25 protein-coding genes are annotated in these 25321 nt (G+C 67.0%); 19 read left to right on the forward strand and 6 right to left on the reverse strand.

What is annotated here, in order from left to right:
* The first annotated feature begins 29 nt into the window (after positions 1 to 29).
* Together G6N38_RS21005 and mnmA are read left to right on the forward strand one after the other, a co-directional pair.
* The gene (locus G6N38_RS21005) at positions 30 to 1235 is read left to right on the forward strand and encodes a cysteine desulfurase family protein (protein ID WP_163749953.1); all 1206 of its coding nucleotides are present in this window, start codon (positions 30 to 32) and stop codon (positions 1233 to 1235) included.
* Entirely contained in the window at positions 1232 to 2317 is a 1086-nt protein-coding gene (gene mnmA / locus G6N38_RS21010) for a tRNA 2-thiouridine(34) synthase MnmA (RefSeq protein ID WP_163749954.1), read from the forward strand. The genes G6N38_RS21005 and mnmA overlap by 4 nt, the downstream gene beginning before the upstream one ends.
* Here mnmA and G6N38_RS21015 read toward each other — a convergent pair.
* A complete protein-coding gene (locus G6N38_RS21015) occupies positions 2295 to 2933 on the reverse strand; it encodes a sensor domain-containing protein (protein ID WP_163749955.1) in 639 nt (212 codons plus the stop codon). The genes mnmA and G6N38_RS21015 overlap by 23 nt on opposite strands.
* 60 nt (positions 2934 to 2993) lie before the next feature.
* Here G6N38_RS21015 and G6N38_RS21020 point away from each other — a divergent pair, with 60 nt between their 5' ends.
* The gene (locus G6N38_RS21020; protein WP_163749956.1) at positions 2994 to 4004 is read left to right on the forward strand and encodes a uroporphyrinogen decarboxylase/cobalamine-independent methonine synthase family protein; all 1011 of its coding nucleotides are present in this window, start codon (positions 2994 to 2996) and stop codon (positions 4002 to 4004) included.
* Between the two features lie 46 nt (positions 4005 to 4050).
* Here the strand turns inward: G6N38_RS21020 and G6N38_RS21025 are convergent, their stop codons facing one another.
* Complete coding sequence (locus G6N38_RS21025; RefSeq protein WP_246227363.1) at positions 4051 to 4740, reverse strand: TetR/AcrR family transcriptional regulator; 690 nt, start codon at positions 4738 to 4740, stop codon at positions 4051 to 4053.
* 85 nt (positions 4741 to 4825) lie between these two features.
* Between G6N38_RS21025 and G6N38_RS21030 the strand changes: the two genes are divergently transcribed.
* Entirely contained in the window at positions 4826 to 5950 is a 1125-nt protein-coding gene (locus G6N38_RS21030) for an FAD-dependent oxidoreductase (RefSeq protein WP_163749957.1), read from the forward strand.
* 21 nt (positions 5951 to 5971) lie between these two features.
* Here G6N38_RS21030 and G6N38_RS21035 read toward each other — a convergent pair whose 3' ends face one another.
* Positions 5972 to 6367, reverse strand: coding sequence for an MmcQ/YjbR family DNA-binding protein (locus G6N38_RS21035; RefSeq protein ID WP_163749958.1), 396 nt, complete (start codon positions 6365 to 6367; stop codon positions 5972 to 5974).
* 88 nt (positions 6368 to 6455) lie between these two features.
* Here G6N38_RS21035 and ligA point away from each other — a divergent pair, with 88 nt between their 5' ends.
* The gene (gene ligA / locus G6N38_RS21040) at positions 6456 to 8528 is read left to right on the forward strand and encodes an NAD-dependent DNA ligase LigA (RefSeq protein WP_163752186.1); all 2073 of its coding nucleotides are present in this window, start codon (positions 6456 to 6458) and stop codon (positions 8526 to 8528) included.
* Here ligA and G6N38_RS21045 read toward each other — a convergent pair.
* Complete coding sequence (locus G6N38_RS21045; protein ID WP_163749959.1) at positions 8525 to 9181, reverse strand: ACT domain-containing protein; 657 nt, start codon at positions 9179 to 9181, stop codon at positions 8525 to 8527. The two genes, ligA and G6N38_RS21045, sit on opposite strands and share 4 nt — an antisense overlap.
* A gap of 95 nt (positions 9182 to 9276) precedes the next feature.
* Here G6N38_RS21045 and gatC point away from each other — a divergent pair, with 95 nt between their 5' ends.
* The 5 genes from gatC to gatB are packed head-to-tail and all read left to right on the forward strand — an operon-like array spanning position 9277 to position 14943.
* Positions 9277 to 9576, forward strand: coding sequence for an Asp-tRNA(Asn)/Glu-tRNA(Gln) amidotransferase subunit GatC (gene gatC, locus G6N38_RS21050; RefSeq protein WP_163752188.1), 300 nt, complete (start codon positions 9277 to 9279; stop codon positions 9574 to 9576).
* Between the two features lie 5 nt (positions 9577 to 9581).
* Complete coding sequence (gene gatA / locus G6N38_RS21055) at positions 9582 to 11066, forward strand: Asp-tRNA(Asn)/Glu-tRNA(Gln) amidotransferase subunit GatA (RefSeq protein ID WP_179968423.1); 1485 nt, start codon at positions 9582 to 9584, stop codon at positions 11064 to 11066.
* An 18-nt stretch (positions 11067 to 11084) separates the two neighbouring features.
* Positions 11085 to 12116, forward strand: a complete 1032-nt coding sequence (locus tag G6N38_RS21060) for an ATP-dependent 6-phosphofructokinase (protein ID WP_163749961.1) — start codon at positions 11085 to 11087, stop codon at positions 12114 to 12116.
* Between the two features lie 42 nt (positions 12117 to 12158).
* On the forward strand, positions 12159 to 13364 hold the full coding sequence (locus G6N38_RS21065; protein WP_197748096.1) for a GGDEF domain-containing protein: 1206 nt from the start codon (positions 12159 to 12161) through the stop codon (positions 13362 to 13364).
* Positions 13365 to 13419: 55 nt separating this feature from the next.
* Positions 13420 to 14943: an Asp-tRNA(Asn)/Glu-tRNA(Gln) amidotransferase subunit GatB gene (gene gatB / locus G6N38_RS21070; RefSeq protein ID WP_163749962.1), complete on the forward strand. Its 1524-nt coding sequence runs from the start codon at positions 13420 to 13422 to the stop codon at positions 14941 to 14943.
* On the opposite strand, the gene G6N38_RS21075 is transcribed toward gatB, so the two are convergent.
* The gene (locus tag G6N38_RS21075; RefSeq protein WP_163749963.1) at positions 14940 to 15509 is read right to left on the reverse strand and encodes an HAD family hydrolase; all 570 of its coding nucleotides are present in this window, start codon (positions 15507 to 15509) and stop codon (positions 14940 to 14942) included. The two genes, gatB and G6N38_RS21075, sit on opposite strands and share 4 nt — an antisense overlap.
* A gap of 110 nt (positions 15510 to 15619) precedes the next feature.
* On the opposite strand from G6N38_RS21075, the gene G6N38_RS21080 reads away from it, so the two are divergent.
* Together G6N38_RS21080 and G6N38_RS21085 are read left to right on the forward strand one after the other, a co-directional pair.
* On the forward strand, positions 15620 to 16270 hold the full coding sequence (locus G6N38_RS21080) for a response regulator (protein ID WP_163749964.1): 651 nt from the start codon (positions 15620 to 15622) through the stop codon (positions 16268 to 16270).
* Positions 16267 to 17496 (forward strand): GAF domain-containing sensor histidine kinase, encoded by a 1230-nt coding sequence (locus tag G6N38_RS21085; RefSeq protein ID WP_163749965.1) that lies wholly within the window; start codon positions 16267 to 16269, stop codon positions 17494 to 17496. The genes G6N38_RS21080 and G6N38_RS21085 overlap by 4 nt, the downstream gene beginning before the upstream one ends.
* Before the next feature lie 11 nt (positions 17497 to 17507).
* Here the strand turns inward: G6N38_RS21085 and G6N38_RS21090 are convergent, their stop codons facing one another.
* Entirely contained in the window at positions 17508 to 18569 is a 1062-nt protein-coding gene (locus G6N38_RS21090) for an AraC family transcriptional regulator (protein WP_163749966.1), read from the reverse strand.
* A 204-nt stretch (positions 18570 to 18773) separates the two neighbouring features.
* Here G6N38_RS21090 and G6N38_RS21095 point away from each other — a divergent pair, with 204 nt between their 5' ends.
* The 7 genes from G6N38_RS21095 (at position 18774) to G6N38_RS21125 (ending at position 25316) form a co-directional block, all read left to right on the forward strand.
* Positions 18774 to 19313, forward strand: coding sequence for a DUF1641 domain-containing protein (locus tag G6N38_RS21095; RefSeq protein WP_163749967.1), 540 nt, complete (start codon positions 18774 to 18776; stop codon positions 19311 to 19313).
* 92 nt (positions 19314 to 19405) lie between these two features.
* Positions 19406 to 20377: an NADH-quinone oxidoreductase subunit B family protein gene (locus tag G6N38_RS21100; RefSeq protein ID WP_163749968.1), complete on the forward strand. Its 972-nt coding sequence runs from the start codon at positions 19406 to 19408 to the stop codon at positions 20375 to 20377.
* A 52-nt stretch (positions 20378 to 20429) separates the two neighbouring features.
* On the forward strand, positions 20430 to 22037 hold the full coding sequence (locus G6N38_RS21105; protein ID WP_163749969.1) for a nickel-dependent hydrogenase large subunit: 1608 nt from the start codon (positions 20430 to 20432) through the stop codon (positions 22035 to 22037).
* Between the two features lie 104 nt (positions 22038 to 22141).
* Entirely contained in the window at positions 22142 to 22912 is a 771-nt protein-coding gene (locus tag G6N38_RS21110; protein ID WP_163752212.1) for a hydrogenase maturation protease, read from the forward strand.
* A gap of 5 nt (positions 22913 to 22917) precedes the next feature.
* Entirely contained in the window at positions 22918 to 23163 is a 246-nt protein-coding gene (locus G6N38_RS21115; RefSeq protein ID WP_322790542.1) for a hypothetical protein, read from the forward strand.
* Positions 23164 to 23176: 13 nt separating this feature from the next.
* The gene (locus G6N38_RS30285) at positions 23177 to 24442 is read left to right on the forward strand and encodes a tetratricopeptide repeat protein (protein ID WP_179968424.1); all 1266 of its coding nucleotides are present in this window, start codon (positions 23177 to 23179) and stop codon (positions 24440 to 24442) included.
* Positions 24426 to 25316, forward strand: coding sequence for a NifU family protein (locus G6N38_RS21125; RefSeq protein ID WP_163749971.1), 891 nt, complete (start codon positions 24426 to 24428; stop codon positions 25314 to 25316). The genes G6N38_RS30285 and G6N38_RS21125 overlap by 17 nt, the downstream gene beginning before the upstream one ends.
* Positions 25317 to 25321 lie beyond the last annotated feature (5 nt).

The raw sequence follows: 25321 nt of genomic DNA on the forward strand, positions 1-25321 counted from the left end.
CCTCCTGCGGCCGGTATCCTGGACGGGCTATGAGCCCGACCACCGGTCCGGTGTATCTCGACCACGCTGCCACCACCCCGATGCATCCTGCTGCCATCGAGGCGATGACGGCCGCGCTGGCCACCGCCGGTAACGCCTCCTCGCTTCACACAGCGGGCCGGGATGCCCGCCGCCGGATGGAGGAGGCCCGGGAGAGCATCGCGGCGCGGCTGGGCGCCCGCCCGTCCGAAGTGATCTTCACCGCCGGCGGCACCGAGAGCGACAACCTCGCCGTCAAGGGCATCTACTGGGCGCGCCGTGACGTGGAGCCGATCCGCCGTCGCATCGTCACCACCGCCGTCGAACACCACGCGGTCCTCGACGCGGTCACCTGGTTGGCCGAGCATGAGGGCGCCGAGGTGACTTTCCTGCCCACCGAGGCCGACGGTTCGGTCACCGCCGGGGCGCTGCGCGACATCCTGCAAGAGCACGACGACGTGGCCCTGGTCTCGGTGATGTGGGCCAACAACGAAGTCGGCACGATCATGCCGATCGCCGATCTGGCCGCCGTTGCCGCCGAGTTCGACGTGCCGATCCATAGCGATGCCGTGCAGGCGATCGGCCAGCTCCCGGTGGACTTCGCCGGGTCCACCCTGTCGGCCATGAGCCTGGCCGCCCACAAGTTCGGCGGTCCGACCGGCGTCGGCGCACTGCTGCTGCGCCGCACCACCGCCTGTGTACCGCTGCTGCACGGTGGCGGCCAGGAGCGCGATATCCGTTCCGGCACACCGGATGTCGCCGGTGCAGTCGCGATGGCGGCCGCAGCCGACGTCGCCGTCGCATCCCTGGATGCCACCGGCGCCCGCCTGCGCACCCTGCGTGAGCGGCTGATCAACGGCGTGCTGGACGCGATCGCCGACACGCACATCAACGGGGCGCTAGGGGATCGCCGGCTGCCGGGCAACACCCACTTCACTTTCCGTGGCTGCGAGGGCGACTCACTGCTGATGCTGTTGGACGCCAACGGAATCGAATGCTCCACTGGCTCGGCGTGCACGGCCGGTGTGGCGCAGCCATCACACGTACTGCTGGCGATGGGTGCCGACGCCGAGGCGGCGCGGGGCTCATTGCGATTGTCGTTGGGCCACACCAGCACCGAGGCCGATGTCGACGCGGCACTGCGGGTGCTGCCCGCCGCTGTCGAGCGAGCCCGGCAGGCCGCGCTGGCCAGTTCGGCACTGGGAGCGCTGCGATGAGGGTGCTGGCCGCGATGAGCGGCGGCGTCGACTCGTCGGTGGCCGCGGCCCGGATGGTCGACGCCGGCCACGAGGTCGTCGGCGTGCACCTGGCCCTGTCCAAGGCGCCGGGCGCCCTGCGTACTGGTTCGCGCGGCTGCTGCTCCAAGGAGGATGCCGGCGACGCTCGACGGGTTGCCGATGTCCTCGGAATCCCGTTCTATGTCTGGGATTTCGCCGACAAGTTTGCCGAGGACGTCATCGACGACTTTGTCTCGTCCTACGAGCGCGGCGAGACCCCCAACCCGTGTGTGCGGTGCAACGAGAAGATCAAGTTCTCGGCGCTGGCCGCCAAGGCGCTGGCGCTGGGCTTCGACGTGGTGGCCACCGGCCATTACGCCCGGCTGTCGCAGGGGCGGCTGCGCCGCGCGGTCGACGCGGAGAAGGATCAGTCCTACGTGCTGGGTGTGCTGACCGCCCAGCAGCTTCGCCACGCCGCGTTCCCGGTCGGTGACACCCCCAAGCCGGCGATCCGCGAGGAGGCTGCCCGCCGGGGGCTGTTGGTGGCCGACAAGCCGGACAGCCACGACATCTGCTTCATCCCGTCTGGTGACACGCAGGCCTTCCTCGGCGCCCGGATCGGGGTGCGGCGCGGAACGGTCGTCGACGACGCCAGCGGCGCGGTCCTTGCCGAGCATGACGGCGTGCACGGGTTCACCATCGGGCAGCGCAAGGGTCTCGGCATCGCCGGGCCCGGTCCCGATGGCCTGCCGCGCTACGTGACCGGTATCGATGCCGACTCGCAGACGGTGCGGGTGGGCTCGGTCGAGGACCTTCAGGTGCATTCGCTGACCGGCACGCAGCCGGTGTTCACCGCCGGGGTCGCCCCGGAGGGCCCGGTGGAGTGCGAGGTCCAGGTCCGTGCGCACGGCGGTGTGGTGCCCGCCGTCGCCGAAGTCGTCGGCGACGAGCTGAGGGTGGCGCTGCGGACGCCGCTGCGCGGTGTCGCGCCGGGCCAGACGTTGGTGCTCTACCGGCCGGATCCGGCCGGTGACGAGGTCATCGGCAGCGCGACGATCCTCAACCGCCCGGGATCTTGTTGACGATGTTGGTCATGACGATCTCGGGCACCGACTCGGGATACGTGCAGAACGTCACCTCCACCAGCACCGAGGCTTTCAGCCGGTAGTCGCGCCCGCACCGGCCCGGGCGGGTGTGCAGCGAGTCGGCGTCCGCGGTGACCTCGCCGACCAGATACGACCCCATCGGTCCGGCGGCGCAGCGATGCACCGTTGTCGAGAGCATGGTGAACGCCTGTCGTGCTGTGGCGTCGTCGCGGTAGGCGGCCGCCCCTTCGGAGATCAGCGCGCGCCGGGCCGGGTGCTGGAAGCTGGTCTTGTGGAAGTCCGCCACGTCGGTGCCGAAGGTGTCGGTTTCGGCAAACAAGAAGCGGCAATCCCGGGGGACCGATTCGGCGAGTTGTTCGATGTCGACGGGTGCTTTGCCGTCCATGGTCGGAATGATGGTCAGGTCCTGGCCGCCGCCGGTGATGGCCTGCATCTGAGCCTGGCTCAGCAGCACCTGGTCGACGTCAACGATCCCCGGCGGACGGTATGGCGGCTCGCTCAGGGCCCGCAGCGGATCGCCGTCGACCCACTGCGTGCAACCGGTCAGCGCCGCCGCTGCCGCGCAACAGGCCAACCCCGCCCGCACCATCATGAGCATCACGTTAGGCCCCCGGTGCAGGGGTGTACTCGGGCTGTCCAATACGGTTGGCCGGTGAGTGATTTCGCTGCGGCCACCGGGATGGGTTCGTGGCCGGGCTTGGCGGCGCGGGAAGCCGCCGGCATCATCGTCGGGGAACTGCACCGGCTGCCGCACCTGGTCGAGCTGCCGGCCCGCGGTGTGGGCGCCGACATGATCGGTCGGGCCGGTGCGCTGCTGGTCGACATCGCGATCGACACCGTGCCCCGCGGCTACCGGATCACCGCCCGGCCGGGCGCGGTCACTCGTCGGGCGAAGAGCCTGCTCGATGAGGACATCGACGCCATCGAGGAGGCCTGGGAGAAGGCCGGCGGGCCCGGTTCGGGGCGGCCGGTCAAGGTCCAGGCGCCGGGCCCGATCACGCTGGCCGCCCAGCTGGAGCTGCCAGGAGGTCACCGCGCGCTCACCGACGCCGGCGCGGTCCGCGACCTGACGTCGTCACTTGCCGAGGGGGTGGCGCGACACCGGGCCGAGCTGGCGCGCCGGTTGTCGACGACGGTGGTGGTGCAGTATGACGAGCCCGTGCTGTTCGCCGCGCTGGCCGGCCGGCTGACCGGGGTGACGGCAATGAGCCCGGTCCATCCGGTCGACGAGGTGGTTGCGATCGGGTTGCTCGACGAGTGCGTTGCCGGCGCAGGCACGGAGGTGCTGCTGCACAGCTGTTCGGCCGAGCTGCCCTGGAATGTCTTGCAGCGCAGCGCGATCAACGCGATATCGGTGGACGTGGGCACGCTCGGCGATACCGACTTTGATGGGCTGGGGGAGTTCCTGGACTCGGGTCGCACGGTGGTCTTCGGCCTGGTGCCGACGGGCGCGCCGGCGAAACGGCCGTCGGCGGAGGAAGTGGCTGCAGCGGCGGTGGCGATCACCGATCGGATTGGCTTCTCCCGCAATTCGGTTCGCGATCGTGTCGGCATCAGCCCGGCCTGCGGGCTGGCCGGTGCGACCGCCGAATGGGCCCGCGTCGCGATCGGCTTGTGCCAGCGGGCCGCCGATGCCGTCACCGAGGACCCTGAAGCGATCTAGGCGAACCTGTAGTTATCGGACAAAAGCCCCCGAACCAGCACGATAACTACCGGCTGGCGGTATCTGGGTGGCTCGCGTCGATTCCGGCTAGGAACAGATCGATGCCCGCGAGGAATTGCTCGCGGTCGTCATGCTCGGGCAGTTGCGCCGCGATCTGGTGGACGAACGGGTATTTCGCGGGATCGTGCTGAGCCCATCGGGAAGCGGTTGCGGCAAGGAAAGCCGAACGATCCGTCTCGCGCGGAACCAACTGCAGCACTGCGGCGTACTGCGCTGCGAGCCCCAAGAGGTAGCTCACGAGCGCGGACGCCGAATTGAACTGTGCCCCTTCGGCGACGCCGAGCGCCTCCAGCTGTGCGCCAACGCCTTCGAAGATATGTAGCATTGCGGGCTGCCAGGGCTCGCGGGCGAGCTGGGTGCCGACCCATGGGTGTGCGTCGATCGCGTCGAACACGCCAACGGCGATCGACCGGATCGCGTCTCGTGGCGTGCCATGGTCGACCCGCTCGGTGACGACTCGCGAGATGACAGCGTCCGTCGCCGCGGCAAGGAGATCATTCTTGTTGGCGACGTGCCAGTAGATCGCCCCGCTCCCCGTTGACAGGTGAGTCGCGAGGGCTCGGAAGGTCAGCGCGGTCTCACCATCGCTGTCGAGGATGTCGATTGCCGCCTCGACGATGCGTTCCTTGGACAGCGAATCCGCGCGTCGTCCGGCCCGTGGGGTTTTGGCCGCCATGGGAAGCAATCTTGACACAACTGGAACGATGTTCCAAGATGGCGACTGGAACGTCGTTCCATAGACGGTCGACTTAGGGAGCGTGATGACGCCAACAATCTCCATCGTCGGTGCCGGGCTTGGTGGTCTCACCCTTGCGCGTGTGCTGCACGTGCACGGCATACCCGTCACCGTCTACGAAGCCGAAGCCTCGACGGGGGTTCGCACGCAGGGTGGCCAGCTCGACATCCACGAGCACGACGGACAGCGTGCTCTTGAGGCGGCCGGTCTCACCGCGGAATTCCGCGCGATCATCCACGAGGGGGCTCAGGCGTCCCGGGTGCTCGACCCTCGCGGGACCGTGTTGTTCGACCAGCCCGATGACGGCGGAGGTGGGCGCCCCGAAGTCTTGCGTGGCGAGCTGCGTCAGATCCTGCTCGATTCGTTGCCGCCAGAAGCGATCCGGTGGGGACACAAGGTCGCCGAGGTTCGGACGCTGCGCGACGCCCGGCATGAACTCGTCTTCACGAACGGGTCGACGGCCACGAGCACGGTTCTCGTCGGTGCCGACGGCGCCTGGTCGAAAGTCCGGGACCTGCTCTCAATGGCTGAACCGGAATACACCGGCACGGTGTTCATTGAGACTTACTTGTTCGACGTTGACCGACGACATTTCGCCGCAGCGCATGCGGTCGGCAGTGGCGCGATGTATGCACCTACGCCTGGGCGTGGCATCCTGGCCCACCGCGAGGCCGGAAACGTGATTCACACCTACGTCCAACTGACTCGCGACGCACAGTGGATCGACGATATCGATTTCACTGACGCCGCCGCGGCCACCGCTCGAGTAGCGGCCGAGTTCGATGGATGGGCAACAGAACTCACCGCCTTGATTACCGACGCCGACTCCGGGCCGGTGCCACGCATGATCTACACCCTTCCGACCGGACACCGATGGGAGCGCACTCCGGGTGTGACGTTGATCGGTGATGCCGCACACCTGATGCCGCCGGGAGGTGATGGCGCCAACCTCGCGATGCTCGACGGTGCCGACCTCGGCGAGGCGATCGCCCACCATCCCAACGACATCGAAGCGGCACTGGCGAGCTACGAGGCGGTCATGTTCCCGCGCAGCCAAGCGATGGCCGTCGAGGCGCACGAGACCCAAGACATCTGTTTCGGCGAGCACACGCCATCACGGCTCATCGAGCTCCTCAGCGGCGCGGGTTGAGGATGCGCCGTGCAATCCGATCTAGCCGTCGAGCTGTTTGACCAGCCGCGCCGGCGCCTGCAGCCGAAACGACGCGTCGACAAGCTCTTTGGCTTCATCCCAGTCGACTTTGGCGGCGTCGAAGTCCAGGCCCAGCCAGCCGTATGGGCCCAGGTAGGCCGGATAGAAGAAGCGGGGATCCTGCTGCAGCGCTTGGCGCTCGCTGTCGTCGACCTTGATCAGCAGCGCATGGTCGTAGCGAGTCATCGGGCCGGTCGGGTTCTTCTGGCTGCCGCCGTAGACCGCGAACATCTTGGGTGCAGAGAACGTCGGCCGGCCGTGGGAGATCTTCTCGGTCGCCTCGGGAAACGCCAGTGCAATATTGCGCACCCTGGCCAGGATCGGGTCGGCGTCATCGAACATCACCGGATGGGGCATGGCATAACAGTGCCACGGCTGAGTCGTCATAGCCCTCGACTAGCCTGCGAGAGTGGCTTCAGAGACATCCGATCCCGAGGTTGACCCCATCGATCCGGATGTGCGCCGGCGCTGGCAGGACCTTGCCGAAGAGGTGCGTGAGCATCAGTTCCGGTACTACATCAAGGACGCGCCGATCGTCTCCGATGCGGACTTCGACGCGCTCTTCAACGAACTGCTCGCCCTCGAGGACCGCTACCCCGAGCTGAGGGTCGCCGACTCGCCGACTCAGCTGGTCGGGGGCGCCGGATTCACGACCGACTTCTCCGCGGCCGCCCACCTGGAGCGGATGCTGTCCCTGGACGATGTGTTCAACACCGAAGAGCTGGCGGCCTGGTCCAACCGGGTGGAGACTGAGATCGGCCGCGACCCGCAGTACCTGTGCGAGCTCAAGGTCGACGGTGTCGCCATCGCCCTGGTGTACCGCAACGGGCGGCTGGAACGCGCGGCCACCCGCGGTGACGGCCGGGTCGGCGAGGACGTCACCAACAACGCCCGGACCATCGATGACATCCCCGAAAACCTCACTGAATCAACGGAATACCCGGTACCGGCAGTTCTCGAGGTGCGCGGTGAGGTCTTCTTCCGGCTCGCCGACTTCGAGAACCTCAACGCCAGCCTCGTCGAGGAGGGCAAGGATCCGTTCGCCAATCCACGCAACAGTGCGGCCGGCTCGCTGCGGCAGAAGAATCCTGCGGTCACCGCGCGGCGCCGGCTGCGGATGATCTGTCACGGCCTGGGCCACACCGAGGGCTTCACACCGGCCACGCTGCACGACACCTACTTCGCGCTGAAGGCCTGGGGGCTGCCGGTCTCCGACCACACCACGCAGGTCGCCGGACTGGCCGCCGTCGAGGAAAAGATCAGGTACTGGGGTGAGCGGCGCCACGAGATCGAGCACGAGATCGACGGAATCGTGGTCAAAGTCGACGACTTCGCGCTGCAACGCCGCCTCGGCGCCACGTCGCGCACCCCCAGGTGGGCGGTCGCCTACAAGTACCCGCCGGAAGAGGCCCAGACCACGCTGCTCGACATCAAGGTCAACGTGGGGCGCACCGGCCGGGTCACCCCGTTCGCTGTCATGACGCCGGTGAAGATCGCCGGGTCCACCGTCGGGATGGCCACCCTGCACAACGGCTCGGAGGTCAAGCGCAAGGGCGTGCTGATCGGCGACACCGTGATGATCCGCAAGGCCGGCGACGTCATCCCCGAGGTGTTGGGACCCGTCGTCGATCTGCGCGACGGCACCGAGCGCGCATTCCACATGCCCACCCACTGCCCGGAATGCGGTACCCCGCTGGCCCCGGCCAAGGAGGGTGACGTCGACATTCGCTGCCCGAATGCGCGGTCATGTCCGGCGCAGCTGCGCGAGCGGGTCTTCCATCTGGCCGGCCGCGGCGGGCTGGACATCGAGGGGCTCGGCTATGAGGCAGCGACCGCGCTGCTGGCCGCCAAGGTCATCGGCGACGAGGGTGATCTGTTCAACCTCACCAGCGCTGACTTGCTGACGTCGGAGTTCTTCACGACCAAAGATGGTGCGCTGTCGGCCAATGGCGCGCGATTCCTGATCAACCTGCAGCAGGCCAAGGACCGGCCGCTGTGGCGGATTCTGGTGTCGCTGTCGATTCGGCATGTGGGGCCGACGGCGGCGCGGGCCTTGGCCGTCGCCTTCGGCAGCCTTGAGGCCATCATGGCGGCATCCGAGGAGCAGCTGGCCGATGTCGAGGGTGTCGGCCCGACCATCGCGGCCGCGCTCGTCGAGTGGTTCGCCGTCGACTGGCACCGCGCGATCATCGACAAGTGGAAGGCGGCCGGCGTGCGGATGGAAGACGTTCGTGACGCCGCGATAACTCCTACACTGCAAGGACTTTCGATCGTGGTCACCGGGTCGCTGCCCGGCTTCTCCCGGGATGAGGCCAAGGAAGCCATCATCACCCGCGGTGGCAAGGCCGTCGGCTCGGTGTCGAAGAAGACGTCGTTCGTGGTGGCCGGCGATGCGCCCGGGTCGAAGTACGACAAGGCCGTCGAGCTGGGTGTCCCGATCCTCGATGAGGACGGTTTCCGTGCCCTGCTCGCGAGTGGCCCGCCGCCGCAGGAGCACGAGGCCGGGGAAGTGACCTAGCGCAGGATCGTCGCGACGATGCCGGCCAGGTAGCCCAGCCGGGCCACTTCCGACGGGCGGAACAACGGCCCACCGGGGCGGCCGAGCATGACCGCGGTGTTGGGATCACCCAGCGGCGCGGCGGCCAGCGTGGTGTCCATGTCCCGCCACACCTGTGGCACCCAATCGGCAGTGCCGTCGAGGGCCTCGGCGTGGGCCAGCGGCAGCCACGGCGCCGAAGTGGCCTGGGTCTCCGGTGCACCGGAACTGCCGACGATGCGCCGCAGACCCTCCTGCGAGATGCGGGCGACCGTGCACCAGCCCACCCGCAGCACGCGCGGTGCCTCGTCGGCCAGTACCTGCAACCTGTCGTCGCGGCCGGCGGCGGCGATGTGGTCGATCAACTCCAGCTCACGATGAGCCTCCAGCAGGCCGGTGTGCGGCCGGATGGTGTCCACCCGGACGCCTTCGAGCCGTTCGGCGGCCGTGATCAGCGTGTCGGGCATCGCGCCGTGCGGCAGATCGACCACGAGATCGTCGATTGCATATCCGGATCCCCGCTCGACGACGTCGAGCGACAGGATGTCGGCGCCGACCGAGCCCAGCGCGACGGCGAGCGAGCCGAGGCTACCGGGCCGGTCGACCAGCTGGACCCGCAGCAGATACGAAGGCACGCCGACACCCTTTCATAGCCGCCTGGACTCAGCACTCCGGCAGGTTCGGACCACCAGTCTCGGCGAGGCAGGGGAGTCACCTAGGCTTGACCACCGTGTCCCAGATCTCCCGCGACGACGTCGCCCGGCTGGCCAAGTTGGCCCGGCTGGCGCTGACCGACCACGAACTCGACAGCTTCGCAGGCCAGCTTGACGCGATCTTGGGGCATGTCAGCCAGATCCAGGCCGTCGATACCGGCGACGCGAAGCCGACGGGCAACCCCCTTTCGGAGGTCAACGTCACCCGCGCTGACGTGGTTCAGCCGTGCCTGACCCAGGCCGAAGCGCTCGCTGCGGCCCCGGCCGCGGTCGAGGGCCGGTTCGCGGTGCCGCAGATCCTGGGGGAATCAGAATGAGTGCGATGAGCGACCTCACGCGCCTCGACGCCGCCACGCTCGGGGAGAAGATCGCAGCCAAGGAGATCTCCTCGGTCGAGGTGACCCAGGCCTGCCTGGACCAGATCGCCGCGACCGACGAGCAGTACCACGCCTTCCTGCATGTCGCCGCCGACGAGGCGCTGGCCAGCGCGGCGCGTACCGACGCCGCTGTCGCCGCCGGGGAGACGCTGCCCTCGCCGCTGGCCGGTGTTCCGTTGGCGCTCAAGGACGTTTTCACCACCACCGACATGCCGACCACCTGCGGGTCGAAGATCCTCGAGGGCTGGGTGTCGCCCTACGACGCGACGGTGACCGCCCGGCTGCGTGCCGCAGGCATCCCGATCCTCGGCAAGACCAACATGGACGAGTTCGCGATGGGCAGCTCGACCGAGAACTCCGCCTACGGCCCGACGCGTAACCCGTGGGACACCGACCGGGTGCCCGGCGGGTCCGGCGGTGGCAGCGCGGCCGCGCTGGCCGCCTTCCAGGCGCCGCTGGCGATGGGCACCGACACCGGCGGCTCGATCCGCCAGCCCGCGGCGCTGACCGCCACTGTCGGGGTCAAACCGACCTACGGCACGGTCTCGCGCTACGGACTGGTGGCCTGCGCGTCGTCGCTGGATCAGGGCGGCCCCTGCGCTCGCACCGTCCTCGACACCGCGCTGCTGCATGCCGTGATCGCCGGACACGATCCGCGCGACTCCACCTCAGTTGAGGCCGAGGTGCCCGACGTCGTCGGCGCGGCGAAGGCCGGGGCCGCGGGCGATCTCTCCGGAGTCCGGATCGGGGTGGTCAAACAGCTGCGTAGCGGCGAGGGTTACCAGCCCGGCGTGCTGGAGTCGTTCAACGCCGCCGTCGAGCAACTGGCCGCCCTCGGCGCGCAGGTCAGCGAGGTCGACTGCCCGCACCTGGACTACTCGCTGTCCTCCTACTATCTGATCCTGCCGTCGGAGGTGTCGAGCAACCTCGCCCGGTTCGATGCCATGCGCTACGGACTGCGGGTCGGCGACGACGGCACGCATTCCGCCGAGGAGGTGATGGCACTCACGCGGGCGGCCGGATTCGGTCCAGAAGTCAAGCGCCGCATCATCATTGGTACCTACGCGTTGTCGGCGGGCTATTACGACGCCTACTACAACCAGGCGCAGAAGGTTCGCACGCTGATCGCCGGCGACCTCGACGCGGCCTACGAAAAGGTCGATGTATTAGTCACCCCGACTACTCCTTCTACCGCGTTCCGCATCGGTGAGAAGGTCGACGATCCGCTGGCGATGTACCTGTTCGACCTGTGCACGCTGCCGCTGAACCTGGCCGGACACTGCGGAATGTCGGTGCCGTCGGGCCTGTCACCCGACGACAACCTGCCGGTTGGCCTGCAGATCATGGCGCCCGCCCTGGCCGACGACCGCCTTTACCGAGTGGGTGCGGCCTATGAGTCTGCGCGCGGTCCGCTGCCAACGGCGATCTGACGGGGCAGGATAGTGCCCATGCGAATCGGAGTGCTCACCGGCGGCGGTGACTGTCCAGGCCTCAACGCCGTGATCCGGGCTGTCGTCCGGACCTGCGACGCCCGCTACGGCTCCTCGGTGGTCGGCTTCCTCGACGGCTGGCGCGGCCTGCTGGAGGACCGCCGGATCCAACTGCACAACGACGACCGCAACAACCGGCTGCTGGCCAAGGGCGGCACCATGCTGGGCACCGCCCGCACCAACCCCGACAAGCTGCGCGCCGGTCTCGACGACATCAAACAGACGTTGGAAGACAACGGGATCGACGTCCTGATCCCGATCGGTGGCGAAGGCACGCTGACCGCCGCGCACTGGCTCTCCGAGGAGGGCGTGCCCGTCGTCGGGGTGCCCAAGACCATCGACAACGACATCGACTGCACCGACGTCACATTCGGCCACGACACCGCACTGGAGATCGCCACCGAGGCCATCGACCGGCTGCACAGCACCGCAGAGTCGCATCAGCGGGTGATGATCGTCGAGGTGATGGGTCGGCATGCGGGCTGGATCGCGCTCAACGCGGGGCTGTCCTCCGGTGCGCACATGACGCTGATCCCCGAGCAGCCCTTCGACGTCGAAGAGGTGTGCCGGCTGGTCAAGAAGCGCTTCCAGCGCGGCGAGTCGAGCTTCATCATCGTGGTCGCCGAGGGGGCCAAGCCCGCCGAGGGCTCCATGCAGCTGCGCCAGGGCGGCACCGACGAGTTCGGCCACGAACGCTTCACCGGGGTGGCCCAACAGCTGGCCAACGAGGTGGAGAAGCGGATCAAGAAGGAAGTCCGGGTCACCGTACTCGGCCACGTGCAGCGCGGCGGCACCCCGACGGCCTATGACCGGGTGCTGGCTACCCGGTTCGGCGTCAACGCCGCCGACGCCGCTCACGCCGGCGAATTCGGGGTGATGGTCTCGCTGCGCGGGCAGGACATCGGCCGGGTACCGCTGGCCGATGCGGTCCGCCAGCTCAAGCTGGTGCCGCAGAGCCGCTACGACGACGCGGCCGCCTTCTTCGGTTGATCGCGGTCTGTCGATGACGCTGCAGAGGCAGACTGATTCCCGATGGAGCCGTATGCCCTACCACCGTTCGCCGGGTTGCTGGTGGTCGATCGCGACTGTGTGGTCGTCGATGCCGAACCGACGGTCGCGGTGGTCCTGGGGCTAGACGGGAAGATCCCACTCGTCGGATCGCGCCTGGATGAGGTGCTGGATCGTGATGTGGTCGCCCAGATCCAGGCCCATTTCGACATCGGTTGCCCGCATGGTGCGGTGTTCGACAGGGACGGTTTGCAGTTCATCGTGCGGTCAACGTCCGATCCTGCCCGGGTGACGATCGCAGTCGAAGACGTCGGCGGTCGGCAGGCCGCCTGGCATCGTTTCCAGCTCACCCAGGCCACCATCGACCGAGTGGCCGACATGATCATCTGGCTCGATCCGGATGGCCGGTATGTGTACGTCAATCCCGCTGCGACCGCGCTGCTCGGCTACTCGGCCGAGGAACTGTCGCGACTGCGGGTGGTTGACGTCGATCCGCAGTTCGACGAGCAGCGCTGGCGGGAGCACTGGCAGGACGTTGTCGAGCGGGGGTCTTTCACCCTGGAGACGGTCAACACCACCAAGTCCGGGGTTGAGGTGCCGATCGAGGTGACGGTGAACTACGTCGAACACGAGGGCGCGCACTACAACTGCTCGATCGTGCGGGATATCACCGAGCGCAAGCTCTTCGAATCGCGGTTGCTTCAGTTGAACGAGAAGATCACTCAGCTCTCCATCACCGACGATCTGACCGGTATCGCGAACCGGCGGCATCTCGATGCCGTGCTGGCCGAGCAGATCGACATCCACCTGGAATCAGCGGCTCCTCTTTCGGTGATCATGCTCGACGTCGACTATTTCAAGGCCTTCAACGATCGCTACGGGCACACCGCGGGCGACGAATGCCTACGCAGCGTCGCCGGTGTGGTGGCCAGTATCGCCGAGGAGAGTGGCGGCACTGCGGCGCGCTACGGGGGCGAGGAATTCCTGTGTCTGCTGCCGGCGACCGATGAAGAGTCGGCGCAATCTGCCGCCCGGCGCATACAGCAGTCGGTGGTCGATCTGGGCATCCCCCATGCGGCGTCCGAGGTCGCCGAGACGGTGACCGTCAGTCTCGGTGTGTTGACCGCCCGCGATCCCCTCAATCAGCAGGACGTCCTCGCCGCCGTCGACTCACACCTCTACCGCGCCAAGCGCGAGGGGCGGAATCGCATCGTGGCGGGGTTGCCCTAAGTGTCGGCCAGGCCGGGACGGGCTGGCCGGATGATCGCCCGAATAAGATCGAGGCATGACTACTGCGCGCACTTCGTCCGCTGAGGCCGAGCTGCTGGACTACGACGACGTCGTCGCCCGTTTCGATCCGGTGCTCGGCCTGGAGGTGCACGTCGAACTGTCGACTGCCACCAAGATGTTCTGCCCGTGCTCGACGACCTTCGGCGCCGAGCCCAACACCCAGGTATGTCCGGTCTGCCTGGGTCTGCCGGGCGCGCTGCCGGTGCTCAACGAGGCCGCCGTGGAGTCGGCCATCCGCATCGGCCTCGCGCTGAACTGCGAGATCGCGCCGTGGTCGCGCTTCGCGCGGAAGAACTACTTCTATCCCGACCAGCCGAAGAACTACCAGATCTCGCAGTACGACGAGCCGATCGCGTTCGACGGTTACCTCGAGGTCCCGCTGGATGACGGCAGCACCTTCCGCGTCGCCATCGAACGGGCGCACATGGAGGAGGACACCGGCAAACTCACCCACGTCGGCGGTGATACCGGCCGCATCCACGGAGCGACCACCTCGCTGCTGGACGTCAACCGCGCCGGGGTGCCGCTGATCGAGATCGTCACCAAGCCGATCGAGGGCACCGGTGCGCAGGCCCCCGAGGTTGCGCGCGCCTATGTGACCGCGCTGCGGGATCTGCTGCGCGGACTCGGCGTCTCCGATGTGCGGATGGACCAGGGTTCGTTGCGCTGCGATGCCAATGTGTCACTGCGGCCGATCGGCCAAGCCGAGTTCGGCACCCGCACCGAGACCAAGAACGTCAACTCGCTCAAGAGTGTCGAGGTGGCGGTCCGCTACGAAATGCGCCGTCAGGCGGCCATTCTCGTCGAGGGTGGCAAGATCCACCAGGAGACCCGGCATTTCAACGAGGACGGCTACACCTCGCCGGGCCGCGACAAGGAAACGGCCGAGGACTACCGGTATTTCCCCGAGCCCGATTTGGAGCCGGTGGCGCCCAGCGAGGAACTGGTGGAACGGTTGCGCACCACGATCCCCGAGCTTCCGTGGTTGTCGCGCAAGCGAATTCAGGACGAGTGGGGCGTCTCCGATGAGGTCATGCGCGACCTGGTCAACGCCGGTGCGGTCGAGTTGGTGACGGCCACCGTCGCTGCCGGCGCGTCCAGCGAGTCGGCCCGCGCGTGGTGGGGAAACTTCCTGGTGCAGAAGGCTAATGAAATTGGAGCGGTCGTGTCCGACTTGGCCATCTCGCCGGCCCAGGTCGCCAAGGTGGTCGCCCTGGTCGATGAAGGCAAACTGTCGAACAAGCTGGCCCGTCAGGTGATCGAGGGTGTGCTGGCCGGCGAGGGCGAGCCCGAGCAGGTGATGGCCGCCCGCGGCCTGGCTCTGGTCCGGGACGACTCATTGATTCAGACTGCTGTCGACGAGGCGCTGGCCGCCAACCCCGATATCGCCGAGAAGATCCGCGGCGGCAAGGTGCAGGCCGCTGGCGCGATCGTGGGTGCGGTGATGAAGGCGACGAAGGGTCAAGCCGACGCGGCGCGGGTGCGTGAGTTGGTCATGGCCGCTTGCGGGCAGAGCTAGGCGCTCAGTCGGGACCGGTCGATCCACCACTGTTCGTGGAGCCGCCGACAGCGCCCGGCCGATAGCGGCTGGTCGCAGTCGTACCGGTCCATGACTGCGGCTGCGCCGACGAAGTCCAGGTTGCGGGTGCCCAGGGTGGTGACGACGATCGTCGCCAGCCCGGCCGATCGTGCGGTGTGAAAGCCGGTCTTGGAATGCTCGACAGCCATCGCGGCTTCCGATCCGACCCCGAGTTCATGCAGCGCCCGCTGGTACACCTCAGGATCGGGTTTGGGCCGTACCACGTCGTCGCCGGTGATCATCACCTCGACCACGCCGTCGCCGATCAGGTCCCGCACCAAGGGCTCGATCCGATCGCGTGACCCTGCTGCGGTGATGCCGACCCGGATGTCGCCGCAGTGCAGGTTCCAGATCAGGTCCCGGAACATATGGGCGTCGCGTTCGGTGGCCGCCAGTGGGGTGTCGAAGTCGAAGATGACGGCCTCGAGCACGGGCGCGTCGGTGTAGGCGCAGTGCGCTCGATCCCACCAGAAGGATCGATTCCGGCTGATCGTGTCCAAGCTCATCGTGGCCACGTTCGAAGTATTGCCCCACCCACAACGTTGGGCATCCCCCGATCAGGGGAGTGGGGGGAGGATCCCTCACCCGCCCGGCCGGCGGCACTACGGTGAAGCCCATGACGGTACGGGTGGTGCTGGTCGACGACCACGAAATGGTCATCGAGGGCCTCAAGGCCATGCTTACGCCGTTCGCCGAACGCATCGAGGTGGTTGGGGCGGCGATCGGGGCGGAGAAGGCCATGGCCGTGATCGCCGAACTGGATCCCGACATCGTGCTGTGTGACGTGCGGATGCAGGGTGCCAGTGGGCTCGACCTGTGTCGGGAGATGCGAGAACGCGACCCCGGCCGCAAGGTCATCCTCTTGTCGGTCTACGACGACGAGCAATATCTGTTTCAGGCCATGCGGGTCGGCGCGTCCGGGTACCTGCTGAAGGGGATCAGCAGTGACGAGCTGGTTCGCCAGCTGGAACTCGTGCACGGCGGCTCGACGGCGATCGACGCTGGCCTGGCCGCTCGTGCGGCGGAGACCGCGGCTCGCCTGCAGAGTGACCAGTTCTGGCCGGGCGCCCGCCATGGGCTGACCCAGCGGGAGAGCGAGATCCTGTCGCTGGTGGTGACGGGGCTGTCCAATCGGGGCATCGCCGCCAAGCTGGTGATCGGCGAGGAGACGGTCAAGACCCACCTCAGCTCGATCTATCGCAAGCTCGGTGTCAGCGATCGCACCAGCGCCGCCGCAACCGCCCTGCGGGAAGGCATCTTTCGATGAATCACTCGAAGGGGGTCAGCCCGCACGCCGTCCACGGCCTCGTCGATGCCGACCAGGAAGTGGCCCTGCTGCTGGATATCATCGCCGCGACGTCCACCGGTCCCGGCGTCGAGCCGATGGCCGCCGCGGTGGCCCGGATGATCACCGCCGCAACCGCATCTGACGTCTGCTTCGTGCACGTTCTCGATGACACCGACCGGTCGTTGACGTTGGCAGGCGCCACGCCGCCGTTCGACGAGCAGGTGGGTCGCATCCGGATGCCGTTGGGATCTGGGGTATCCGGGTGGGTGGCCAGCCACCGCGAACCGGTGGTGATCGTCAGCGACAAGGAGGCTGACCCGCGGTACGTACCGATTGCGGCGTTGCGTGGCAAGGACTTCGCCTCGATGGCATCGGTCCCGATGGAGACCGAACCCGGTGGCTTGGTGGGTGTGCTCAACGTGCATACCATCGAACGGCGAGATTTCACGCCCCGCGACATCGAATTGCTGCTCGTCATCGGCCGGCTCATCGCCGGCGCGCTGCACCAGGCGCGGCTGCACCGCCAGCTCTCTGCGCGCGAACGTGCGCACGAGAACTTCGCCGAGCAGGTGATCGCCGCACAGGAGAGCGAGCGCCGCCGTCTCGCCGGTGACATCCACGACGGCATCTCGCAGCGGCTGGTCGGGTTGACCTATCGACTCGATGCCGCGGCCCGCGCCGTCGACGACGCCGACCAGAACTCGGCCGCCGAACAGCTCGAAAAGGCCAGGGATTTGGTGGATCTCACGCTGGCCGAGGCGCGTTCAGCGATCAGCGGCTTGCGTCCGCCGGTGCTGGACGACCTGGGCCTGGCCGGTGGCCTGGCCAGTTTGGCCACCTCTATCCCTGAGGTCGATCTGGATCTCGACCTGGTGGACGAACGGCTGCCCGAACATATCGAGGTCGCGCTGTATCGCATTGCGCAGGAAGGACTTCAGAACGTCGTCAAGCACTCCCGCGCTCTGGTCGCGACGGTTCGCTTTGCCGTCAATGACGGGGTGGCCATGCTTGAGGTCGCCGACAACGGCGTGGGTTTCGAGACCGTGCCTGGGACGCCCTCGTCGGACGGTTACGGCATGTTGTCGATGGCGGAGCGCGCCGAACTCGTCGGCGGCCGGCTCACGGTCCGGTCGCGACCGGGAGCGGGAACCACCGTCATCGTGACAATCCCCCTCGACGGGGTCACCGCAGATCAGCTGGAATAGACGCGAATCACTCAGCGCCGCAAAGTTTCTGATGGCGCCTCACCCCAGCGTTTGCGGTACTCGACGGCGAAGCTGCCCAGATGGTTGAAGCCCCAGCGTTCGGCTACCTGGGTGACCGTCACACCGTCGGAGGGCAGCGCGTCGGCCAGCTCCTCGTGGGCGCGTTCGAGCCGTCGCTCGCGCACGAAGCTCATCGGGGTCATGCCCAGTTCCTCGCGGAAGCCCTGCTGGATCGAGCGCACGCTCATATGCACGGCCTTGGCGAGCGCGTCCATGGTGATCCGCTCGGCCAGGTGGTCCTCGATGTAGTTCATCGCGTTCTGCACCACGGCCCGGCGTTGATCCGAGGGTGGCGGAGCCAGGAACTCCTCGTGATAGTTCGACGGCTGCAGCTGGAGCAGGCTGCTCATGACCAGTTCCTCGACTGCGCCAATACCCTGCCCGCGCTGGATCAGGGAACCTTCGTGGAACACCTCGGTGTGGATCAGCTGCACCGCCGCATGCCAGCGCATCGCGGCTTCGGTGGACATGTCGAACTCGGGCTCGAACACCAGCGGACGGGCGAGGCTGCGACCCAGCAGGCGGGTCAGGTGTGCGGTCATCGCCCGTTCCTCGACCCGGATGATCAGCTGGGGCGAGTCATGATCGACCGCCATTCGCAGCGACATTCCCGGACTGGTCACCGCCGAGCGGATCGTGTTGGCCTCAAAGGTGTGGCCCCGGTGTTCGACGACCGCGCGTCCGTTCATCGGCATGTGTACGCCGTAGAAGGGTCCCAGCAGCGGGATATCGACCGCAGCGGCCACATGGACGTCGAGGTAGAGCATGCTGACATTGCGCAGCCGCACCCCGTGCATGGTGGCGGCGAAGCCGCTGACCTCGTCGGGGCTGACGGTGAGGTTCAGCGGGCCCAACGTCTTGGCGATCAGCCGCGACGCCTCCGCAATGTTCTCGGTGTAGAAGATCTCATTATTGGCCAGCGCGGGCGGCACCCCGCGGGATCGCACTTTGCGCCGCACCGGGTTGCTGGTGCGGCGGATGTCGATGTAGCCGAGTCGGGTGAGCCGGTGCATCAGCGCTGACCATGGGATTCTCGGCTCAAAGCGGCATTTTGAATAAATTATCAGCGGTAATCATGCAAGTCTCCTAACGCCCGGGCGCGCATCAGCGCGCTGAACTTTGCGCAATCCTGACAGCTACTGCGTGAAAGCGATAGGCATGCCGACGGTGTCCCGCTAGCTTGTGATCGAAACCACATTTGCCAGCGGGAGGTTCGGATGACGGCTAACGGCCAGGCAGTCGCGGTATCGCCCGCCGATCAGATCCGCGACAAACTCGACGATCCCAAGGTCGCCGCATCGCTGAACAACCTGCTCGACCACGCCGATCTGCTCGCGGTGCTGGTCACCGGCCTGGATGGCTTGGTCCGGCGCGGCGACGTCATCGCCGACTCGCTGTCCTGCGCCGTCAACGACTTCAAGGGTGCATCGGTGGCCGGTGTGCCCGGCGCCGAGGCGCTGAAGAGTGTCGACTTGCAGAGTCTGGCGCAAAGCCTTGCCACGCTGTCGAATTCACTCGTCGGGGCCGCTCCGGCCCTCAACAGCCTGCTGTCCTCGCGGCTGACCGACCCCCAGACGGCCGAGGTGCTGGCGGCGCTGGGTCAGGCGCTGGTCGACGGAAAGGCCGCCGCCGCCGCCCCGGGCGGCCCGAAGGGTCTGTTCGGTTTGTGGAAGGTGACCAAAGACCCTGACGTGGTGCGGGGCCTGGGCTTCATGATTCAGGTTGCCCGCTCCTTCGGCCGTCAAGTGGGCCAGTAGTGGCACCCGCCTGTCTGTCGAACCCTCGGATTGTTCCTTTAGCCCCAACACTTTCGGCCTCGCCCTGGGCCGTCATCTGAGAGGAGTTCTGCATGGCTTCTGTTCTGTGGTTTCAGGGAGGGGCGTGTAGTGGTAACACCATGTCGTTCCTCAACGCCGAGGAACCCAACGTCGTCGACCTGATCGTCGACTTCGGTCTGGACCTGATCTGGCACCCGTCGCTGGGCTTGGAACTCGGCAAGAACGCACAGAAGGTCTTCTGGGACTGCGCCAAGGGCGAGCGCCCGCTCGACATCTTCGTCTTCGAGGGCAGCGTGATCGAGGCCCCGAACGGCACCGGCCGAATGGACATGTTCGCCGACCGGCCGATGAAGGACTGGGTCACCGACCTGGCCGGCGCCGCGCAGATCGTCGTCGCGATCGGTGACTGCGCCTGCTGGGGCGGCATCCCCGCAATGGAGCCCAACCCGTCGGCCTCGACCGGCCTGCAGTTCCACAAGCGCGACAAAGGCGGATTCCTCGGTCCGGACTTCCGCTCCAAGATGGGCCTGCCCGTCATCAACATCCCAGGCTGCCCGGCGCACCCGGACTGGATCACCCAGATCATCGTCGCGTTGGCCACCGGCCGCGCGGGCGACATCGCCCTCGACGAGCTGCACCGGCCAGAGACCTTCTTCAAGACCTTCACCCAAACCGGTTGCACCCGTGTGCAATTCTTCGAGTACAAACAGTCGACGATGTCGTTCGGTGAGGGCACCCGCACCGGCTGCCTGTTCTATGAGTTCGGCTGCCGCGGCCCGATGACGCACTCGCCCTGCAACCGCATCCTGTGGAACCGGCAGTCGTCGAAGACCCGTGCCGGCATGCCGTGCCTGGGCTGCACCGAGCCGGAGTTCCCGCACTTCGACCTGGCGCCGGGAACGCTGTTCAAGACCCAGAAGGTCGGCGGAGTGATCCCCAAGGAAGTCCCCGAGGGATCTGACCACCTCACGTACATGGCTCACGCTGCGGCAGCCCGGATCGCGGCACCGCAGTGGTCCAAGGAAGACATGTTCGTGGTCTAGCCACGCCGAAACCACCAGCCCTGGTTCAGCTCAAACCTTTTGGAGGACTTCCATGACAGCGCTCGACCTCTACGTCAGCCCACTGGGCCGCGTCGAGGGTGACCTCGACGTCCGGGTCACCATCGACGACGGTGTCGTCACCTCGGCCTGGACCGAAGCCGCGATGTTCCGCGGCTTCGAGATCATCCTGCGGGGTAAGGACCCCCAGGCCGGACTCGTCGTCTGTCCTCGCATCTGCGGTATCTGCGGCGGCAGTCACCTGTACAAGTCGGCCTACGCCCTGGACACCGCTTGGCGCACCCACATGCCAGCGAACGCCACGCTGATCCGCAACATCGCGCAGGCATGCGAGACGCTGCAATCGATTCCGCGGTACTTCTACGCGCTGTTCGCCATCGACTTGACCAACAAGAACTACGCCAAGTCGAAGATGTACGACGAAGCCGTGCGCCGCTTCGCGCCGTACGTCGGCACCAGCTACCAGAAGGGTGTGGTGCTGTCGAACAAGCCGGTCGAGGTCTACGCCATCTTCGGAGGGCAGTGGCCGCACTCGAGTTTCATGGTGCCCGGCGGCGTGATGTGCGCTCCGACGCTGTCGGATGTGACGCGCTCGATCGCGATCCTCGAGCACTGGAAGGACAACTGGCTCGAGGCCGAATGGCTGGGTTGCAGCATCGACCGCTGGCTGGAGAACAAGACCTGGGAGGACGTGCTGGCCTGGGTCGACGAGAACGAGTCCCAGTACAACAGCGACTGCGGGTTCTTCATCCGCTATGCGCTGGACATCGGACTGGACAAATACGGCCAGGGCGTCGGCAACTACATTTCGACCGGCACCTATTTCGATCCCACGCTGTACGAGAATCCCACCATCGAGGGCAGGAATGCGGCCCTGATCGGGCGTGGCGGGGTCTATGCCCAGGGCCAGTGGTACGAGTTCGACCAGGCCAATGTGCGGGAGGACACCAGTCATTCCTTCTATCAGGGCAGCGGGCCGCTGCACCCGTTCGAGGGCGAGACCATCCCTCTCGATCCAGAAGAAGGCAAGAAGCAGGGCAAGTACAGCTGGGCCAAATCGCCGCGCTACGCCGTCGGCGATCTGGGCAACATCCCGTTGGAGGCCGGGCCCCTGGCCCGCCGGATCGCGGCCGGCGGACCGAATGCCGGGCCGCACCAGGACAACGACCCGCTGTTCGTCGACATCATGAACAAGATCGGCCCGAGCGTGCTGACGCGCCAGCTCGCCCGCGTGCACGAAGCGCCGAAGTACTACAAGTGGGTGAAGTCCTGGCTGGACCAGCTGAACCTGAAGGAGAGCTTCTACACCAAGCCAACGGAGTACGCCGAGGGCAAGGGTTTCGGCGCGACCGAGGCGGCCCGCGGTTCGCTGGCCGACTGGATCGTGATCGAGGACAACAAGATCAAGAACTATCAGGTGATCACTCCGACGGCGTGGAATATCGGCCCGCGGGACGGCAACGATGTCCTGGGTCCGATCGAGAAGGCCCTGGTGGGTTCGCCGATCGTGGATCCAGACGATCCGGTCGAACTGGGCCATGTGGCTCGCAGCTTCGACTCCTGCCTGGTGTGTACGGTGCACGCCTACGACCGCAAGACCGGCAAGGAGCTCTCAAAGTTCGTCATCAACGGAATGGTGTGATCCCGGCGGTCGAGCCCGAGGCGCACGACTCCCGCAGCGCCTCAGGCGGTCCCGATATCCACGTACCTCCGCTGGATATCGAGCCGCCTGGGTGCGCGGTCTTGGTGGTGGGCTGCGGCAACCTGTTGCGCGGCGACGACGGTGTCGGTCCGGTTCTGGTTCGCCACCTCTGGGAACGTGGGGTGCCCACCGGGGCGCGTCTGGTGGATGGCGGCACGGCAGGCATGGACGTCGCCTTCCAGATGCGCGGTGCCGGCCGCGTCGTCATCGTCGACGCATCGGCCACCGGCGCCGCACCCGGGACGGTGTATCGGGTACCCGCCGAGGAGCTGACGGAACTGCCCCCGTTGCAGGGCCTGCACACCCACTCCTTCCGGTGGGATCATGCGATCGCCTTCGCCCGCTGGGTACTGGCCGACGCGTGCCCCAGCGACATCACGGTGTTTCTGATCGAGGCATCAGGCGTCGAGTTGGGGGCCGACCTCTCCGAACCGGTGCAGGCGGCGATGGAGCACGTGATCGAACTCCTCGAGCGAGATTATCTGGGTCCCCTGCGGCCGACGCCTGACGACGACATCTCGGTGCAGTTCACCGACGACGGTTACATTCGGCTCGATGCGGTGTTGGCGGCCAGTAGGTTTCCGTCGGACGCAGTGGCGGCGATGGTGCGCGACGACGACCTCTGGCTGATCCCACTGCGCGGACCGCGCAGCGGCGGGCTGCTGCTCAAGCAGCGGAACCCGGCCGGTGACCGATCGCTGCTGGTGCGCGAGGTACTCGGAGACCAGCCCGTCACCGGCACCCATCAGGCATTCTGGGATGATGCACAGCAAGCATTGCGGATTCCACTGGTTCCACTGGGTCCGGTCCGGTGATTCTCGTGTGTGACGAGCCGCGCCCCAAAACCACCGTGCGGAGCGGCAGTTCCACCGACGACGCGCTGGACGTGCAGACCGTCGTGGTGCAGGAGCACGGCCGTTGGGCGGTCGACGTCGTCGTGGTGTTCGCCGACGGTGTTGTGCGTAAGCGCATCGACACCCACCACACCAGGGCCCGCGCCGAATTGTCGGCCGGACTGATCAGACGAGCCGCCGAACGCGATATCCGCGGACCCATTCACGGCTGACGAAGGGGATGCTTTGACCACACTTGCCAACACCGATCTGGTGGTCGGGGACGTCCTCGCGGTCCGCCCGCAGCCGCTGGGTACCTTCGCGCTTCCGCTGGGCTACATGCTGATTCCCGCGTCCCCGGAAACCGAAGAGGCGCGCGCGGCGCTGCTCGCCGGCAACTGCCCGCGGTGGCCCGCGGGGCTGCGCGCGCACGAGTTGGCCTTGGCCGGCGACCGAGACGGTGCGCTGGAACTGCTGCGGGGTGACGACCCGGTGACCCGGTACAACCGGTTCGTGATGGATCCCGATGCCGAAGATCCGGACGAATTGCGGTCGCTACTGGGCGACTTCGGCGTTCTCGTGGATGTCGTGCTGTTCGCGGTCGGCAGGACCGATGACCCGCCGGTTGTGGGGTCGGCCAGCGCTGAGCTCGCCGCTCTCGTGTTGTCGGCACAGGCCAGCCGGGCGTTTCAGCTTGGCGAAGAATCGGAGGCGGTCGCGCTGCTCGATCGCGCCGCTGACGAGGCTGCCGCCGTTTCCCAGCCATTGCGTGGTGTCCTGCTCGGGGCGTCGGCGTCGATTGCCGCGCACGCCGACCCCGCCGCCGCGGTACGCCGGTTGGAGGCAGCGCTCAAAGCGCTCGAGGGTGCCGACGGTTTGCGCATTGCCCGCGCCGAACTGCATCTGCACCTGGCCGGACTGCTACACGAGCAGGCGCCGCAGCGCCCTGAGCTGCTGGCAGTCATTGTGCCGCATTATCATTCGGCCTTGCAGTTGGTGTTGCGCGACGAGGCTCCATTGCTGTGGGCGTCTGCGCACGCCAACCTGGCGACGGCATACCTCACGATGCCGATGACGGAGGCCTCCGATCAGCTGCGGTTGGGCGTCGCGGCGCAGTCGCTGCGTTCGGCGCTCAAGGTGTACACCCGCGAGGAGTACCCCGAACAGTGGGCCAGCGTTCAGCTGAACCTCGCCAATTCGCTGGTGTACACCCCGTCCAAACACCAGGCCGACAACCTGGTGGAGGCCGTCGAACTCTACGAGGCGGTCTTGGAAGCCCGTGGCCGAGAAAGCGATCCGATGGGCCGGGCCCGGGTGCTGGCCAATCAGGGCAATGTACTGGCGCACCTGGGTGCCTTCGATCAGGCGAAAGCCAAACTGTACGAGGCCCGGTTCCTGTTCGAGGAGCTGGGCGACGACGATTCGGTGCGCACGGTTCGCGGTGTGCTCGACGAGATCGCTCGACAGACCACGCTGGCCAGGACGGAGGTCGGCGATGTCGACGACCACTGAACGGATCGCGACCGAGCCGAGTTTCGAGGAACTCGCCACCCGTGTCGATGACGCTGTCGCTGCGCTGGCCGGGCTCGACGCCTCGGCGCGGGGAGTGGCCGAAGAACTCAAGTCGGCGATCGAAGAGATCCACCGCGCCGGATTGGTGACGATCGTGCGCCGATTGCGTTCCGACGACACCGCCAGGGAGGTGCTGTTCGAGTTGGTGGACGATCCCACGGTCCATCTTCTGTTCTCGCTGCACGGGATCGTGCGACCGGACCCGGTCACCCACGCGAACCAGGTGCTGGCCGCGGTGCGCCCGCAATTGAACAGCCACGGTGGGGACGTGACACTGGTACGAGTGGAGGACGCCACCGCGTTCGTCCGCCTGGAGGGCGCCTGCAACGGCTGCTCCATGTCGGCGGTGACGTTGCGGAATCTCGTCGAAGAAGCGCTTGTGCAAGGGGTTCCGGCCATCGCTGCGGTGGAGGTGTTGCCCAACGAACCGACACCGACCCTGATCCCGCTTGAAGCGCTACGGATCGGGCGTGACCCAGCCGGTGAGGGCTGGGTCGAGGTCGGGCCGGCCGCCGCCCTTGCCGTCGATGAGCTGTCCTCGTTGCGCCTGATGACCGCCACGGGGGAGCATGCGGAGGTGATCGTGGTCAATGCCGGTCAGCGGCTATCGGCCTACCGCAACGAGTGTGCTCATGAGGCCCTTCCGCTGGACAACGCGGTGCTCGATCTGAGCAACAACACGCTGACCTGTCCCTGGCATGGATTCTGCTATGACGCGACGTCGGGGGAGTGCCTCAGCGCACCTGGCGTCCAGTTGGAACAACTGCCGCTGCGAGTCGACGGCGGTGTCGTCTGGGTGCGTGTCGGGCTGTGACATTC

Origin of the sequence: Mycolicibacterium helvum, from assembly GCF_010731895.1 — a bacterium.
Classification (GTDB): Bacteria; Actinomycetota; Actinomycetes; order Mycobacteriales; family Mycobacteriaceae; genus Mycobacterium; species Mycobacterium helvum.

Excerpts from the sequence above, each read along its gene's own strand:
- G6N38_RS21125 (WP_163749971.1), top strand. The coding sequence starts at position 24,426 with ATGTCGACGACCACTGAACGGATCGCGACCGAGCCGAGTTTCGAGGAA.
- G6N38_RS21035 (WP_163749958.1), bottom strand. The coding sequence starts at position 6,367 with ATGCCCCATCCGGTGATGTTCGATGACGCCGACCCGATCCTGGCCAGG.
- G6N38_RS21080 (WP_163749964.1), top strand. The coding sequence starts at position 15,620 with ATGACGGTACGGGTGGTGCTGGTCGACGACCACGAAATGGTCATCGAG.
- G6N38_RS21095 (WP_163749967.1), top strand. The coding sequence starts at position 18,774 with ATGACGGCTAACGGCCAGGCAGTCGCGGTATCGCCCGCCGATCAGATC.
- G6N38_RS21105 (WP_163749969.1), top strand. The coding sequence starts at position 20,430 with ATGACAGCGCTCGACCTCTACGTCAGCCCACTGGGCCGCGTCGAGGGT.
- G6N38_RS21100 (WP_163749968.1), top strand. The coding sequence starts at position 19,406 with ATGGCTTCTGTTCTGTGGTTTCAGGGAGGGGCGTGTAGTGGTAACACC.
- G6N38_RS21060 (WP_163749961.1), top strand. The coding sequence starts at position 11,085 with ATGCGAATCGGAGTGCTCACCGGCGGCGGTGACTGTCCAGGCCTCAAC.
- G6N38_RS21025 (WP_246227363.1), bottom strand. The coding sequence starts at position 4,740 with ATGGCGGCCAAAACCCCACGGGCCGGACGACGCGCGGATTCGCTGTCC.
- G6N38_RS21090 (WP_163749966.1), bottom strand. The coding sequence starts at position 18,569 with ATGCACCGGCTCACCCGACTCGGCTACATCGACATCCGCCGCACCAGC.
- G6N38_RS21005 (WP_163749953.1), top strand. The coding sequence starts at position 30 with ATGAGCCCGACCACCGGTCCGGTGTATCTCGACCACGCTGCCACCACC.
- gatA (WP_179968423.1), top strand. The coding sequence starts at position 9,582 with ATGAGCGACCTCACGCGCCTCGACGCCGCCACGCTCGGGGAGAAGATC.
- G6N38_RS21065 (WP_197748096.1), top strand. The coding sequence starts at position 12,159 with ATGGAGCCGTATGCCCTACCACCGTTCGCCGGGTTGCTGGTGGTCGAT.
- G6N38_RS21015 (WP_163749955.1), bottom strand. The coding sequence starts at position 2,933 with ATGATGGTGCGGGCGGGGTTGGCCTGTTGCGCGGCAGCGGCGGCGCTG.
- G6N38_RS21085 (WP_163749965.1), top strand. The coding sequence starts at position 16,267 with ATGAATCACTCGAAGGGGGTCAGCCCGCACGCCGTCCACGGCCTCGTC.
- gatB (WP_163749962.1), top strand. The coding sequence starts at position 13,420 with ATGACTACTGCGCGCACTTCGTCCGCTGAGGCCGAGCTGCTGGACTAC.
- mnmA (WP_163749954.1), top strand. The coding sequence starts at position 1,232 with ATGAGGGTGCTGGCCGCGATGAGCGGCGGCGTCGACTCGTCGGTGGCC.
- G6N38_RS21030 (WP_163749957.1), top strand. The coding sequence starts at position 4,826 with ATGACGCCAACAATCTCCATCGTCGGTGCCGGGCTTGGTGGTCTCACC.
- G6N38_RS21075 (WP_163749963.1), bottom strand. The coding sequence starts at position 15,509 with ATGAGCTTGGACACGATCAGCCGGAATCGATCCTTCTGGTGGGATCGA.